16 protein-coding genes and 1 other annotated feature are annotated in these 13,337 nt (G+C 68.0%); of the genes, 4 read left to right on the forward strand and 12 right to left on the reverse strand.

The window, feature by feature from the left end:
- Positions 1-53 precede the first annotated feature (53 nt).
- The 7 genes from AAEM63_RS18210 to AAEM63_RS18240 form a co-directional block, all read right to left on the reverse strand.
- The gene (locus tag AAEM63_RS18210; protein WP_324649985.1) at positions 54-968 is read right to left on the reverse strand and encodes an NADP-dependent oxidoreductase; all 915 of its coding nucleotides are present in this window, start codon (positions 966-968) and stop codon (positions 54-56) included.
- Between the two features lie 87 nt (positions 969-1,055).
- Entirely contained in the window at positions 1,056-1,487 is a 432-nt protein-coding gene (locus AAEM63_RS18215) for a cupin domain-containing protein (RefSeq protein WP_154795780.1), read from the reverse strand.
- Positions 1,488-1,583: 96 nt separating this feature from the next.
- A complete protein-coding gene (locus AAEM63_RS18220; RefSeq protein WP_341359623.1) occupies positions 1,584-3,521 on the reverse strand; it encodes a cation-translocating P-type ATPase in 1,938 nt (645 codons plus the stop codon).
- 281 nt (positions 3,522-3,802) lie between these two features.
- Positions 3,803-4,222: a hypothetical protein gene (locus AAEM63_RS18225; protein WP_324649984.1), complete on the reverse strand. Its 420-nt coding sequence runs from the start codon at positions 4,220-4,222 to the stop codon at positions 3,803-3,805.
- 201 nt (positions 4,223-4,423) lie between these two features.
- Positions 4,424-4,657 (reverse strand): heavy metal-associated domain-containing protein, encoded by a 234-nt coding sequence (locus tag AAEM63_RS18230; RefSeq protein WP_341361407.1) that lies wholly within the window; start codon positions 4,655-4,657, stop codon positions 4,424-4,426.
- 35 nt (positions 4,658-4,692) lie between these two features.
- Positions 4,693-4,932, reverse strand: coding sequence for a heavy-metal-associated domain-containing protein (locus tag AAEM63_RS18235; RefSeq protein WP_324649983.1), 240 nt, complete (start codon positions 4,930-4,932; stop codon positions 4,693-4,695).
- A gap of 130 nt (positions 4,933-5,062) precedes the next feature.
- On the reverse strand, positions 5,063-5,383 hold the full coding sequence (locus tag AAEM63_RS18240) for a Crp/Fnr family transcriptional regulator (protein WP_324649982.1): 321 nt from the start codon (positions 5,381-5,383) through the stop codon (positions 5,063-5,065).
- Between the two features lie 720 nt (positions 5,384-6,103).
- On the opposite strand from AAEM63_RS18240, the gene AAEM63_RS18245 reads away from it, so the two are divergent.
- Together AAEM63_RS18245 and AAEM63_RS18250 are read left to right on the forward strand one after the other, a co-directional pair.
- A complete protein-coding gene (locus AAEM63_RS18245; RefSeq protein ID WP_341359624.1) occupies positions 6,104-7,579 on the forward strand; it encodes an alpha/beta hydrolase domain-containing protein in 1,476 nt (491 codons plus the stop codon).
- Between the two features lie 310 nt (positions 7,580-7,889).
- Complete coding sequence (locus AAEM63_RS18250; RefSeq protein WP_341359625.1) at positions 7,890-8,294, forward strand: hypothetical protein; 405 nt, start codon at positions 7,890-7,892, stop codon at positions 8,292-8,294.
- Positions 8,295-8,561: 267 nt separating this feature from the next.
- On the opposite strand, the gene AAEM63_RS18255 is transcribed toward AAEM63_RS18250, so the two are convergent.
- The 3 genes from AAEM63_RS18255 to AAEM63_RS18265 all read right to left on the reverse strand — a co-directional run bounded on the left by AAEM63_RS18255 (position 8,562) and on the right by AAEM63_RS18265 (position 10,962).
- Positions 8,562-8,903 carry an Lsr2 family protein gene (locus AAEM63_RS18255; protein WP_341359626.1) on the reverse strand — a complete coding sequence of 114 codons (342 nt, stop codon included), beginning with the start codon at positions 8,901-8,903 and terminating at the stop codon, positions 8,562-8,564.
- Positions 8,904-9,088: 185 nt separating this feature from the next.
- Positions 9,089-10,374 (reverse strand): IS3 family transposase gene (locus AAEM63_RS18260; RefSeq protein ID WP_341359615.1). Its coding sequence is split into 2 segments (ribosomal slippage): positions 9,089-10,071 and positions 10,071-10,374, totalling 1,287 coding nucleotides; the frame shifts between segments, so codons are not numbered across the junction.
- Positions 9,926-10,075: a sequence feature (AL1L pseudoknot), on the reverse strand. It overlaps the preceding gene by 150 nt.
- Positions 10,375-10,425: 51 nt before the next feature.
- Positions 10,426-10,962, reverse strand: a complete 537-nt coding sequence (locus AAEM63_RS18265; protein WP_341359627.1) for a hypothetical protein — start codon at positions 10,960-10,962, stop codon at positions 10,426-10,428.
- Positions 10,963-11,371: 409 nt separating this feature from the next.
- Here AAEM63_RS18265 and AAEM63_RS18270 point away from each other — a divergent pair, with 409 nt between their 5' ends.
- Positions 11,372-11,602, forward strand: coding sequence for a hypothetical protein (locus AAEM63_RS18270; RefSeq protein ID WP_123915634.1), 231 nt, complete (start codon positions 11,372-11,374; stop codon positions 11,600-11,602).
- Positions 11,603-11,636: 34 nt separating this feature from the next.
- Here AAEM63_RS18270 and AAEM63_RS18275 read toward each other — a convergent pair whose 3' ends face one another.
- Complete coding sequence (locus tag AAEM63_RS18275; RefSeq protein ID WP_341359628.1) at positions 11,637-12,206, reverse strand: GNAT family N-acetyltransferase; 570 nt, start codon at positions 12,204-12,206, stop codon at positions 11,637-11,639.
- A gap of 55 nt (positions 12,207-12,261) precedes the next feature.
- Between AAEM63_RS18275 and AAEM63_RS18280 the strand changes: the two genes are divergently transcribed.
- Entirely contained in the window at positions 12,262-12,633 is a 372-nt protein-coding gene (locus AAEM63_RS18280) for an antibiotic biosynthesis monooxygenase family protein (protein ID WP_341359629.1), read from the forward strand.
- A 12-nt stretch (positions 12,634-12,645) separates the two neighbouring features.
- Here the strand turns inward: AAEM63_RS18280 and AAEM63_RS18285 are convergent, their stop codons facing one another.
- A complete protein-coding gene (locus AAEM63_RS18285) occupies positions 12,646-13,275 on the reverse strand; it encodes a hypothetical protein (RefSeq protein WP_341359630.1) in 630 nt (209 codons plus the stop codon).
- Between the last annotated feature and the right edge of the window lie 62 nt (positions 13,276-13,337).

The raw sequence follows: 13,337 nt of genomic DNA on the forward strand, positions 1-13,337 counted from the left end.
GGTGCTACCGGGCCCGGCCCAGGTGCTTCACATACGCAACCGGTCAACCCGCGTCAGGCGTTGTGAGGCTGGATGACGATCTTGCCGGTGGCGTGGCCGCTCTCGACCGCAGCAATGGCTTCGCCCGCGTCCTCCAGCGGGTAGAGGGCCGAGACGTTGGGGTCGACGAGGTTGTATTCGATGACGCCGGTGATCTTCTCCAGTGCCTCGGTGGTGCGCTTCAGGGGACTGCCGCCGAGCTCGGTGACGGTGTCGGGGTCGGCGGCGGAGATGATCCTGGCCGGGTCGGTGACGAGTCCGGCGACCTGACGCAGGGCATCGCCACCGACGAGGTCCAGGATCAGGTCTACCCCCTCGGGGGCGATCTGGCGCACCTGGTCGGCGACATTTGCACCGGAGGGGATGAACGTTGCTCCGGTGGCTTGAACGATCTCGCGCTTGGCCTGCGAGGCGATGCCGATGACGGTGAACTGGTGGACCTTGCCGATCTGGGCGGCCATGAGTCCGACACCGCCGCCGGCCCCGAGGATGAGGAGCTGCTGGCCGGGCTCGAGCTCGATCTGGTGGGTGGCGTCGTATGCGGTGGCCCCGGCGACGGGGATGGTGGCCGCGTCGGCGAAGGCGATCTCGTCCGGCTTGGCCACGGCATCGGTAGCGCGCACGAGGGTGTCCTCGGCGAAGGCGCCGTAGTCCGGGACCACAGGGCCGAGGATCTCGTCGCCCACGGCGAAGCTTTCGACTCCCTCACCGAGGGCGGTGACGACACCGGAGACCTCCTGACCCATGGGGGCCGGCAACGGCTGGTCCCGACGGTAGCGGCCGGCGCGGGTCTTGTAGTCGACGGGGTTGACACCGGCGGCGCGGACCCGGACGGCGAGCTCACCGGGGCCGGGCTGCGGCGCTGGACGGTCGATGAGTGCCTGGGTCTCGGGGCCGCCGAAGTCGGTGAATACGTACACCTTGGACATGGGGTTCTTCTCCTTCTGCTGTGTGTTCGAAGCGGGTGAGACAGGTGCGGCCAACAGCCGCTGAGTTCGCTGCGCGGGGATGGCCGGTCAGGCGGCGGTGGGAGGTTCGTCCTGGCCAGCGGCCTCGGCGGCGTCGGCTTCTTCCTTGGTGGGGTAGGCGCCGTCGGCCGCGTGCTCGGGCGGGGAGTAGATGGTGTAGAGCACGAGCGGCTCGTCACCGGTGTTGCGGAAGTTGTGCCGGGCGCCGGCGGGGACGGCGCACTGGTCACCGGCCTCGATCGGGTGGGTATGGCCGTTGAGGTCGGCCTGACCGGCCCCGCTGACGAAGGTCAGGATCTGGTCGGTGTGCTCGTGGACCTCCTCACCGATCTCGCCACCGGCGGGGATCGTCATGATGACGATCTGGGCGTGCTGGCCGGTCCACAGCACCCGGCGGAAGTCGGGATTGTCCTGGGCGACCCGCGCGATGGTGAAGTGCTCGACGTTGCCCTCGATGGTGAAGTGTTCTTCGTTACTCATGATTCCTCCTGTTGTGGTTGTGCCGGGCTTACCCGGCGGTGATACATCCGCGCCTGGCCGGGACGGTGGATGAGGCGTCCCGGCCGGGGTAGAGGGTCAGGACCGGACCGCAGCTGGGATCGGTGCGGCGGTAACTGGCGCGGAAGGTGTCGCCGTGGTGCTGGTGGTGTCCTGGTGGCGGCGCAGCAAGCGCATGGCGTTGACGATCACGACCAGGACCGAGGCTTCGTGGACGAGCATCCCGATGGACATGGTCACTCCGCCGAGCAGCACTCCGGCCAACAGCACGGCCACGGTGATCAGGGCGATGGTGATGTTCTGGCGCATGTTGTTCACGGTGCGCCGGGCCAGGCCGATCGCTTCGGGGAGCTTGAGCAGGTTGTCGCCCATGAGGGCGATGTCGGCGGTCTCTACGGCCACGGCCGAGCCGGCCGCACCCATGGCTACGCCGATATCGGCGGTGGCCAGGGCCGGGGCGTCGTTGACGCCGTCACCGACCATGGCCACGACGTGACCCTGACGCTGCAGGTCGGCCACCGCGTCGAGCTTGTCCTCGGGCAGCAGACCCGCCCGGATCTCATCGACCCCGATCGCCCGGCCGACGGCGTCGGCCACGAGCGGGGCATCGCCGGTGAGCATGACCACCTTCTTCACCCCGGCTTCGTGCAGGCGGGCGACCATCTCCGCGGCGTCGGCGCGCACCTCATCGGCGACGGCGACCACACCGGCCACCGTCTCGTCGAGCGCCACGATCATCGCGGTGCGCCCGGCGGCCGCGAGCTCATCAGCCACCTGCCCGGCGCCGACGGTGTCGGCGATGCCGTACTGCTCGAGCAGGGCCAGGTTGCCGATCAGGACCCGGTGTCCGCCGGTGGTGGCGGTGATGCCCTTGCCCGGCACGGGCTCGGTGACCTCGGGCAGGCCCGGGGTGGCCACCCCCTCTGCGGCTGCGGCGTCCAGGATGGGACGGGCGAGGGGGTGTTCGGAGCCGGCCTCGGCCCGGGCGGCCCAGGTCAGCACCTGACTGCGGTCCATGGTCGGGTCCAGGACGACGACGTCGGTCAAGTGGGGGCGGCCTTTGGTCAGGGTGCCGGTCTTGTCGACTGCGACGGCGGTGATCTTGCCGGAGGTTTCCAGGTACTCCCCGCCCTTGATCAGGATGCCATCCTTGGCGGCCCGGCCGATGCCGGCGACGATGGAGACGGGGATGGAGATGACCAGCGCGCCGGGGCAGCCGATAACCAGCAGGGTCAGCCCGAGGACGACGTCACCGGTGAGCAGGCCCACCACGAGGGCCAGGACCATGATGGCCGGGGTGTACCAGGCGGAGAACCGGTCCATGAACTGGGCGGTCTTGGCCTTGGCATCCTGGGCGTCCTCCACGCGGTGGATGATGCGGGCCAGGGTGGTGTCGGCGCCGATCCCGGTGGCCAGCACCTGGAGAAACCCGCCCTTGGCGACGGTGCCGGCGAAGACGCGGTCGCCCTTGGACTTCTCCACGGGGATGGACTCCCCGGTGATGGAGGCCTCGTCCAGGGCGCCGGTGCCGGCGACGACCTCGCCGTCGACGGGGACCTTGGCGCCGTTCTTGACCAGGACGATCTCGCCCATGGCCACCGAGGCGGCAGGGACTTCGACCTGCTCACCGTCACGCATGACCACGGCGACGTCGGGGGCGACGGCGACCAGCTCGGCTAGCGCCGAGCGGGTCTTGTTGAGTGTGGCTGACTCAAGGGCGTGGCCGATGGCGAAGAGGAAGGTCACCGCGGCGGCCTCCCAGTACTCCCCGATGATGACCGCACCGATCGCGGCGACGGAGACCAGCAGGTCGATGCCGATGACCCGGGCCATCAGCGCGCGGGCGGCCTTGGTCACGATCGGGGTACCTGCGACCACGGCGGCGGCCACCATGAAGGAGTTGCTCCAGGCATCGGACCCCAGGACGCGGGCCACAAAGAAGGAGATGAGGATCAACGTGCCCGAGAGGACCGGGATCGTCCACCTGCCGTACCACCACTGCTGCAGCTTGTTCATCGCTGTTCGACCTTCCTATAACTGTCCAACCCCAGTTCGAGGTGCTGACAACGACGTTACGAAGATCGGCACCGGGCAACCATGACCGGCGTCAATCAACCGCAGACCCGTCCGTGTACCGCCGCCGGGACTGCTCCAGCGTGCTGGCGCGACGCTCAGCTGGTCTGGCTCAGAATGCGGCCGGACGAGCCACGTAGCCTTGGCCCGCGGGCGCCCATGACCACACCCCACTCCACGGGACCCGTGGGGCCGGGTGTCATACGCATGGCGGGACGGCTCCGTCAGGTTCGCCTGGTTGCCAGTTCCTCCACCATCAGGCCCAGACCGCTACCGAGCATGAAGACGTCCCGAGCAATCCCCATGCCAGCCGGCGCTGGACGGATTCCGTCATCACGGGTGAAGCCTGGCGTCTTGAGGTACACGGCCATCAATGCGGCCGAGAAACCACTCAGGCCGGCCGCGGCCACCCGGGTGGGTACCACCGGGGCTAGCAGCGCCGTGCCCAGAGCGATCTCGAAGGTCGACAACGCCTTCCCGAAGCGGACCGGGTCCATCTTCTTCAAGAACGGGAACGCGTTGGCGGCTTGGTCCCGCAACCCCGTTGCCCCTTCGAGGTCCAATGACCGCTTCGTGATTCCGGTGTTCAAGATGAAGGCCCCGCTCGCCAGGCGCGGCGGGACATGGTGAAGCTTGACGATCATAGCGACCTCCTGAGTTTCGGACGGGGGAATACCAGCGGCTCGAACTCCACAAAGCAGCGGGCAGGCCTCCGCCTGATTCATTGATGGAGCCCGTGACCGGTTCGGGCACCGATTGGCGGCGGGGGCCGTCCGGCCAGTTTGGGCTCTCGCTTGCGGTCTGGGCACGGGTCGACGTCCCCGCTTGTCCCAGTGGAGGCGGTTCTACCTGTCCTCCGAGACAACGCTTGCGGTAACGTCGGCACCGCCGACGGTCACCAGGATGTCCTCGACGTCCAAGCGTTGAGGGTCGTAGTCGACGTCGACCCGGCGGGAGCCGAGATCGACGTGCACGGCTTGCACACCCGCAAGACGCTTCAGGTGCCGGTTGATGTCGGTGGCGCACGAGGGGCAGAACAACTCCCCCAGGCGCAACTGCAGGTGCGCCGCCTGCGCCATCACGCTCACTGTCCTTCTCCTTGGCGCGGCGGGCGTCAGAATGCGGCGGGCTTGGCGACGTACCCGGCCTTGGCAACGGCGGCGATCAGGTCCTCGACGCTGGCCTTCGCCGGGTCGTGGTCGACCTCGATGCGCGCGGAGGCGAACTGGACCTTCACGGCGCTGACGCCGTCCAGGCGCCCGACACGCTTCTCGATCTTCGCCACGCAGGAGGGGCAGGAGAAGCCCTCGGCGCGCAGGATGGTGTGGGTGGTGGTGGGAGCGGTGGTGCTCATAGTGTGTCCCTTCCATTTCTGACGAGGTCTCACCCTTCTTGGGTGCTGGCTACGACGTTACGGGCGGGGCAGGAACCGAACCATGATCTACGTCAATCAACCGCAACAGACATCAGCAAATCCTCGGCCCTCAGGCACTGGCCGCCACGGTGGCGAGCAGACGGCCGCGGTCCAGGATGGCGGTCCATCTGCGTCCGGAGTCGATGATGCCGTCCTTGCGGAGCTGGCTCATCACCCGGGAGACGGACTCCGGTGTCGAACCGGCCATGCCGGCCAGGTCGGTGCGAGACAGCGGCAGCTGGATCAAGGTGCCACCACAGGCACTGTCCTGCCCGAACTTCCCGGCCAGGCGCAACAACGTGGTCGCTACCCGCTGGGCGACGGTGGCGGTGGACTGCGCGGTTACGTCCGCACGCGCTTGCGCTAGCAGCGCGGTGACGTCGTCTAGCACTGTCCGCGCCACACTAAGCCGCCCACCTATCCCGGGCATCTACGGGCTACGTCGATGCCAGTCCGCTGCCATCGGATCCCCGTGCCGGCCTTCCACGGTCAGCTGCGGCGGGAGCCCTGGATGGAGTCCCGCATCACGTTGACAGTGCGGCTCTGATTGCCGCATTCCATTCTTGGCAGCCACGGCGCACCACTGGCAGTCTGCTGTACGCAAACGAACGTCTCCGAGACGCAGTTCGGACTCTTCGCTCAATCTGCGAGTGGGAAATACCGACGGTTCCCAATACGGCCGACCACCAGGTGCGAGGCCCGAGCTGAAACCAGTAGGTGTTTCTGTCCCCGGCCACACGGCCTGAGACCCCCACCTCCGGAAAGGGACGAACCGGTGTCCGCTGCGAGGATCGGGGGCGTGAGGTACCGGCGGTGTGAACGTCCTCCCGCGGCCGTGGGGTGCCCATGGAAGGACGTGCACGGCGATTCCCCTCGTCGCCCGGCCTGAGTACATTTCTGCCGAGCGCCGACTGGCCACCGTGGCACTAAGTCCAACGGTCACCGACGACGATGACCGGGCCAAGGTCGACGATGACGATACGGTTAGGAGAAGTCTGTGGCCACACACACTCCAACGGGGCGCCGATTCCGGCGTGCTGTAATTGCGACGGCGGGAGCGGTCGCACTGGCCGCGACAGCGACGCCTGCATTGGCAAGCAGCAGTGCGGTGATGAAAGCAACAACTGACGTGCCAGTCGCGGCGCTCAACGGGCCAGGGCCGAAGGAGATCGTCGGACCCCTGCCCGTCACTGACACGGCATATCCGTTCGGGGCGGCGAACCACCAGGCAGTGCCCGAGGACCTGAGCGATGTCGGTTACGTGGAGGAGGAGTTCCTCGTCAGCGGCGACGCCAACGTCTACACCTGGCCGGCACCAGGACCGGCGGTCGTCCGCACCCCCGATGCGCCGTACACGACACGCGTTCTCGTCCGACGCCCGGCGAAGGATCAGCATTTCAGCGGCAACGTCGTCGTCGAGATGCTCAACCCGTCCAACCTCTTCGACCTCAACATCGGCTGGGCCATGGCGCACGAGCAGATGACCGCCAACGGTGACGCCTGGGTCGGCATCACCGCGAAACCCGTCGCGGTGGACGCGCTCAAGAACTTCGATCCGGAACGGTATGCGGCGCTCGCCTGGGACAATCCGTTGTCCCTCGACGACCCGGCGAACTGCCAGAACGTCGCGGCGGACAGCTCCCGGACCACCGAGAACGGGCTCGTCTGGGACATCTACACCCAGGTCGGCCAGTGGCTCAGGAGCGACGACGGCAGCAACCCGCTGACGTACGGCGACGCCACCTCCCACGTCGAGCACGCCTACGGGTGGGGGTACTCCCAAACCGGGGGATACCTGGTCAACTACATCAACGGCATCCACCCGCGGGTCGTCGAGGAGTTCGGGAAGCCGGTCTACGACGCCTACACCGTCGCGGTGGCCGGAGGTGCGTTCGCGGGCGCCTACCCGATGAACCAGTGCGAGAGCGCACCACCGGTCGGGGACCCGCGCCGGGACCTCCACGACGTCGGCGTGCCCGTCATGCGCATCATGTCGCAGTCCGACTACCTGCGAGGCATCGGCTCGCGCCGCCCCGACAGTGACGAGCCGGGCGACCGGTACCGCCACTACGAGATGGCCGGGGCCGGCCACGCAACACCCGACGAGCTCTACTACTCGGCCGCACCGAAGGACATTCTCCGCGCCGGCCGGAACGTTCCTCCGCAGCAGTGCGACCAGGGCCCGCGGAGCCGGTTCCCCAGCGACATCTTCTTCAACGCCGCCCTGCAGAATCTCGACCTGTGGGTCCGAGAAGGGATCGCACCCCCGCACGCCGACCCCATCCTCGTCGCGGACGGCAAGCCGGTGCTCGACGAGTTCGGCAACGTGCAAGGCGGTCTGCGATCACCATTCCTTGAGGTTCCCACGAGCACCTGGCACGGGACCGCGACCGGGGCCTCGTTCTGCTTCATCGCCGGGTGGGAGGAGCCGTTCGACGAGGCCGAGCTCGACGCGCTCTACAAGAACCACGGCCAATACGTCCGCGCGGTAGGACAGAGCGTCCGTGAGCTGGAGGACCAGCGCTTCTTGACCTCCTACGACGCTCAGCAGCTCCGCCGCGCCGCTGCCCAGCAAGACATTCCCTGACCGGCATGGTGGGGCCACCGGTGGCTCTGGCTACCGGTGGCCCCCTGCCACCGCTGACCTGCACCGAGTTCATTCAGCACATGCCCGACGTCGCCTGGACATGCGTCTCATTGAGGTCGACCTCATACTCGGCGCAGTCGGCGGCGAACCGCACGTGACAGGTCGACTTCAGTAATAACCAACGTTTTTGGCCGTCGATCGATTCTTGGCTAACCACCGTCTCCCGCTTGTCGTCGTATCGGACTTGGTCCGTTCATCCCGGCCCGTACGATGCCCCGGTGCCCCGGTGCCCCGGTGCCCCGGTGCCCCGGTGCGCCGGAGAACCATCGCCGTGATATCGGTTCTGTCAGCAGGGCTCGCCGCGGCGGCTGTCCTCTTTGTCCCGGTGCTTTGGTTACAGCTTGATGAGACGGCAGTGCCTCCCGTATCCGACCTTCCGGCCCTGCCTGCTGGCGTCACGATCGCCAGCGACGAAGTGATGTGCGGGTCAGGTGGTTGCTGGCACCAACTGACATTGAGTGGACCGGAGAACCAGTCGGCAGAGGAACTCGTAGCAGGCGTCGGCGACGCTCTAGGCCTCCCGGTAAGCACATCTGGCCAGCCACAGGAGGCTTGCCACGCCCGGGGCCTTCTGGATCGTCGTCGCGTCTGCACCGGGGCGGGCGTCATGAGGAATGAGGTCTCTGTCTACTTGCTGTACGAACGGTTCGTCTGACGAGACTCAACCTGGCTCGTCGAGCCATCCAACGCAGGGGTTGTGCCCTTCTACGAACGGATTGGTTACACCCCCGACGAGCTGATCTTCATGGAGAAGCACCTCACCGTTTGTGCCGATTGCTGATCCCTCTCCGGGACCTAAGCGGGCGTTGCGCTGCCTGGGCCAGGAACATCCCGCAACCGAAATGAATATGCGCAGAGGCCGAAGTGATGAACCGGCGGCTACTTCCGCGGGCAAGCTGCAGGGGGCGTTCTTCGAGTCAGTTCAGTGGGCCAGCTCGTAGGCCTCGCGGACACTCGCCGGGATGCGCCCGCGCTCCGAGACTGTGTAGCCGTTCTGGCGTGCCCATTCCCGGATCTTGGCGGTGTCGCCTCCCGAGGATGCGGTGGCCGCTGATGCGGCACGTCGGCCCGTGGAAGGCCTCTTCCGGCCCCCCACCTTGCGAGCGGGACCGATCCATTCGGCGAAAGTCTCGCGCAGCGCTTCGGCGTGCGCCTCGTTCAGGTCGATCTCGTAATCGACGCCGTCAAGGCCCAAGTGCACTGTCTCCGACGCCGGCGAACCGTCTAAATCGTCGATGAGCACCACGTGCTTCTTCTGCGCCACGACGGGCTCTCCTTAGGGCAGACATCTTCGGGGTCCCCAGGGTAGGGGACGCGGAGCAATCCAAGTTCTTGGCGCGCACACCAGTTGCTTAGGTCCAATAGAACTTTTGGACCTAAGCGGTCTGCCAAGACGAATTGCCTCGCTAACCCGGATCTGAATCGCCCTGGGTCTGATGGAGACTCGGACTATTGGATTGCGACCAGGGTTTGGTCGCTCCGGTTGGCAGCGTAGTACGCCTGCTCGTACTCGATGGGCGGGAGGTCATCGAGGTAGCCGTGCAGGCGCTGGGTGTTGTGCCAGTGCACCCAGCCGAGGGTGGCGAGCTCGACGTCCTCCACGTTCTTCCACGGCCCGCGCTCGGTGCGCACGGGGCCACGGATGAGTTCGGCCTTGTAGTAGCCGTTGACGGTCTCGGCCAGTGCGTTGTCATACGAGTCACCCACCGTCCCGATGGAGGGGACGGCGCCGATCTCGGCCAGGCGTTCGCCGTAGCGCAGCGAGGTGAACTGCGATCCTGCGTCGCTGTGGCAGCGCAGCCCAGGCAGCTTCGCGCCGCGGGACCAGCGGGCCATCTCGATGGCGTCCAGCACGGTCTGGGTGCGCATGTTGGACGCCACGCGCCAGCCCACGATCGCCCGGGAGAACGCGTCGATGATGAAGCAGACGTAGGCGATCCCTGCCCAGGTGGGCACGTAGGTCAGGTCGGTGACCCACAGCTGGTTCGGCTCCGAGGCGGTGAAGTCCCGGTCCACGAGGTCAGGGTGGCGGGCCGCTGCCGGCTCTGGACGCGTGGTGCGCAGCCGCGCAGTGCGCACCACCCCGGCGATTCCCTCGGCGCGCATCAAGCGCGCCACCTGGTCACGGCCGACGTCCAGTCCCTCGCGGCGGGCGGCCTTCCACAGCTTCCGGGCGCCGTAGACGCGATAGTTGGCCTCCCACAGCTGGCGCAGCCGGGGCGTCAGCTCGGCATCACGCACCGCCCTGGCCGAGGGCTGGCGGGACTTGGCGGCGTAGTAGGTGCTCGAAGCGATCTGCACGCCTGCCTGGCGCAGGGCGGTGCAGATCGGCTCGACTCCGAGCTTGCGGCCCTCCACGACGTCCTGACGGTTGTCGTCGATGAAGGCCACGATCACTTGTACTGGCGGTCGAGCTCCGCCCCGAAGAAAGACGCAGCCCGCTTCAAGATCTCGTTCGCGCGGCGTAGCTCGCGTACCTCGCGCTCCAGGGCCTTCACGCGCTCGGACTCCTCGGTGCTCACCCCAGCGACCTCGCCGGCGTCGATGTCGGCCTGCTTGACCCACATGCGCACCGATTCCGGCCCGTAGCCCAACTGGTCCGCCACCCGCTTGACCGTCCCCTGCGAGGTCCCCAGCTCGGCGCGCAGCGCACGGACCATCCGCACCGCGGCGGCCTTCTCCTCCTCGCTGTACCGACGCGTCGTCGGCCTCCCAGCGCTCTGTCCAGATGCCATGACTCCATCCTCGTTTCCAGGCTCAGGAGTCTCCACCGAACCCAGGGCGGTTCAGGGGAGTACGTCAGCCTCTTTCAGGGGAGGGGTCTCAATACTGTCCACAGCCTGCAAGGGCCGGATGACCGACAGGACGTACACAGCCCGTTCGTTGATCCCGCCGTCGCCCTTCGGGGCGTAGGTGGCGGTCCGTCCGCTGGCCACGACACCCAGGAGCTTCCAGTCCCGCAGGCGACGCAGGTAGCGGGCGATGGTGGCTCGCGAGCTAGCGGCGCCCGGGTCGATTTCGAGGACCGCGGCCGCGAGGCTGGCCCAGGAGAAGGTGGTGGTCTTGGACTTGGCGTCGATGGCGTTGGCGACAGCGAGTACGACTGCACGGTAGGTGCGGCAGGACCGCGCGGTCATCGTGGCCGTGCCCGGATGGGCCGGGGCTTGGTCGATCCAGTCGCTGACCCGGCGAGGGATGGTGTGCCCTTCGGGTAGGGCCATCCGCACCGTCAGGGGTGCGCGTTCCCGCGCCCTGCTGGGCCTGCGGGTGCGCCGCCGGCCCTTGTTCCAGGGTTGGGTGGTTTGCGGCGTGTCGCCGCTCATGGGTAGCGAATGCGTCGCTGCAGTAGCTATGGTGGGCTCCGAGCGTAAGGCGCACGAAGGTGCGTCGATCTGGGCCCTTCACCTAGGCCGCCAAGCACTAGGGGTGAAGGACTTGGACTATTGGGGCCGGCCCTTCGGGGCCGGCCCCCACTCATATGTGGGGGTTATGCGCTCGTGGCGAGAGGCAACTCCTTCTGTTCTGGGTGTCGAGTGGGCACAGGGGCGAGCTCGGCCAGGCCTTCATGCTTGGCGAGCACTGCGGCGACGTAGTCGCTGACGGCGTCATAGCCGGCCTTGGCACGCCTCACCCGCCGGAGCGTCATGAACGTCAAAGCGGGTTGACAGACCAATTTCGTCAATGCATATTGACACCAGGGTCGGGCAGGGGGAGAGAGGTCGGGAGCACGAGATGGGAGCAGCGGAGATGCGTGCACTGCTGGGTCAGGCCGAGGGCGAGGACCCCCTGGAAGGACTCAGTGCGGTCCGACGGATGCGCCGGGAGACGGAGATGCTCGAGGAGGTGCTCGTCCACCGGGCACGCGTGTCGGGCGCCTCGTGGGCGGCCATCGCCACCGTCCTGGGGGTCAGCCGGCAGGCCGTCCACAAGAAGTACGGCGGGTCACGGTTCTCGCGGCGCTGATGCCGGGGTCCGGCAGCAGGGGCCTGGCACCTGCTCACACGTCGATGGCGTAGCGCTCCTCGCCGCGACCGGGGTCGGAGGGCAGCGGCTGTCGCTCGCCCGTGGAGGTGAAGCCCAGGCGCTCGTAGAACCTCGCCGCCGCCTCGTTGCCGTCGGCGACGAAGAGCGTCGCCCGTCGCACGCCCTGTGCATGCACGGCTCGGAGGGCCGCCAGCACCAGGGTGCGACCGACGCCGGAGCGGCGCACGGCCGGGTCCACCCACATGGAGACGATCTGTCGCTCGTCCGGCCTGCCCTCCTCCTCGATGGTCGTGACGAGACCGACCGGCGCTCCTCGCAACCGCGCCAGGAGTGTCCGGCCGGACCCCGCCCGCTCGCGCCACACTCGGTCGTCGAAGGTGCGCTCACGCTGGAGGTTCGAGCCGAAGGCAGCGGGTGAGTCGGCGAGCGCCCGCAGACGGACGTCCCGGTACTCCTGCCAGTCGGCCTCGGTCGCCGCCACGACCACGAGGGCGCCGCCGCTCCGGTCGGCACGATGGTCAGCGAGCGGGGTTGCCGGTCCGAGATCTCGAGCTTCGACGGCGTTCCTGCGCGGGTCGGGCATGCGCCACGGTACCGACGGCAGGTCGAGCCGGGCCACCGCGGGTCATGATGGCGTCATGAGCATCGTGAAGATCAACGCCATCACCGTCCCGCCGGACAGCGGCGACGAGCTCGCGGCCCGGTTCGCCGCCCGCGCAGGCGCGGTCGAGGGCGTCGACGGTTTCCTGGGGTTCGAGCTGCTCCGGCCGACGGACGGCCGGCACACCTGGCTCGTCGTCACCCGCTGGCGGGACGAGGCCACGTACGAGGCGTGGCTCGGCTCCGACTCCTTCGCGGCAGGCCACGGGCACGGCCACACCGGCGGTCACGGACCCGGTGGACACGGAGCCGGTGGACCTGGGAACGGTGAGGCGCCTGGGGCTCGACCGGTCGGCATCAGCTCGGAGCAGTGGAGCTTCGACATCGCCGGGGGCTCCGGGATCGAGTAGGTCGAGCAACGCTCAGGCGCGCTCGTTCGTCCCGAAGTCCGTGAGCCAGCGGGGCCCCCGGGTACGCAGCTCCTCCTCGTACTGCTCGGCCCAACCCGAGTAGGGCCGGCGGGAGAGTGACTCGTTGGCGAACCGAGGGTCGTCCGTGAGCTCGGACTCGCAGAAGTCCGGGATGACGAGGTCGGTGACCGGACCGCCGCGCTCGCACTCGGCCACGATGAGCGGGCCGTTGGCGCCGAGGAACTCGTCGATCACCCAGCCGTCGCCACCGAGCCACACCGAGTGCCGGTACTTCACGACCTTCGAGCCACCCAGGCGCACCATCTCGCGTCCGACGGCGACGTCGAGGTCCCGCTCGGCCTCGTAGCGCGTCCCACCGACGGCGGGGCCCTTGGCGGTGATCGCGCAGAACGTGAACCGGTCGGCGTTCTGGGCGAGCACGGTGAGATCGTCGACGACGCCGCGCTCGAGGGGCACCTGCGCCGGGCCCTGCAGCCTGATCCGCAGGGCGTACCCCTCCGCGGCGAGGAAGTAGCTCTGGACGATGAAGTCGGGGACGTCGCCGCGCAGGACGTCCACCGGGAGGTCGCGGACGAAGAACTTCCGTTCGAACTCGAAGTCGCCGTAACCGGTGTCACTCATGCTCGCTCCTCATGCCGTCGCAGGCCACGCTGCTCCCGAGACTACGGGCGACCCGCATCCAC

This window comes from Georgenia sp. M64, assembly GCF_038049925.1.
GTDB lineage: Bacteria > Actinomycetota > Actinomycetes > Actinomycetales > Actinomycetaceae > Georgenia.

Bases quoted from the DNA above. Each gene is read 5' to 3' on its own strand.
- AAEM63_RS18270 (WP_123915634.1), top strand. From the start codon at position 11,372: ATGGGAGCAGCGGAGATGCGTGCACTGCTGGGTCAGGCCGAGGGCGAG.
- AAEM63_RS18275 (WP_341359628.1), bottom strand. From the start codon at position 12,206: ATGCCCGACCCGCGCAGGAACGCCGTCGAAGCTCGAGATCTCGGACCG.
- AAEM63_RS18215 (WP_154795780.1), bottom strand. From the start codon at position 1,487: ATGAGTAACGAAGAACACTTCACCATCGAGGGCAACGTCGAGCACTTC.
- AAEM63_RS18285 (WP_341359630.1), bottom strand. From the start codon at position 13,275: ATGAGTGACACCGGTTACGGCGACTTCGAGTTCGAACGGAAGTTCTTC.
- AAEM63_RS18245 (WP_341359624.1), top strand. From the start codon at position 6,104: ATGAAAGCAACAACTGACGTGCCAGTCGCGGCGCTCAACGGGCCAGGG.
- AAEM63_RS18220 (WP_341359623.1), bottom strand. From the start codon at position 3,521: ATGAACAAGCTGCAGCAGTGGTGGTACGGCAGGTGGACGATCCCGGTC.
- AAEM63_RS18210 (WP_324649985.1), bottom strand. From the start codon at position 968: ATGTCCAAGGTGTACGTATTCACCGACTTCGGCGGCCCCGAGACCCAG.
- AAEM63_RS18235 (WP_324649983.1), bottom strand. From the start codon at position 4,932: ATGAGCACCACCGCTCCCACCACCACCCACACCATCCTGCGCGCCGAG.
- AAEM63_RS18265 (WP_341359627.1), bottom strand. From the start codon at position 10,962: ATGAGCGGCGACACGCCGCAAACCACCCAACCCTGGAACAAGGGCCGG.
- AAEM63_RS18280 (WP_341359629.1), top strand. From the start codon at position 12,262: ATGAGCATCGTGAAGATCAACGCCATCACCGTCCCGCCGGACAGCGGC.
- AAEM63_RS18230 (WP_341361407.1), bottom strand. From the start codon at position 4,657: ATGGCGCAGGCGGCGCACCTGCAGTTGCGCCTGGGGGAGTTGTTCTGC.
- AAEM63_RS18225 (WP_324649984.1), bottom strand. From the start codon at position 4,222: ATGATCGTCAAGCTTCACCATGTCCCGCCGCGCCTGGCGAGCGGGGCC.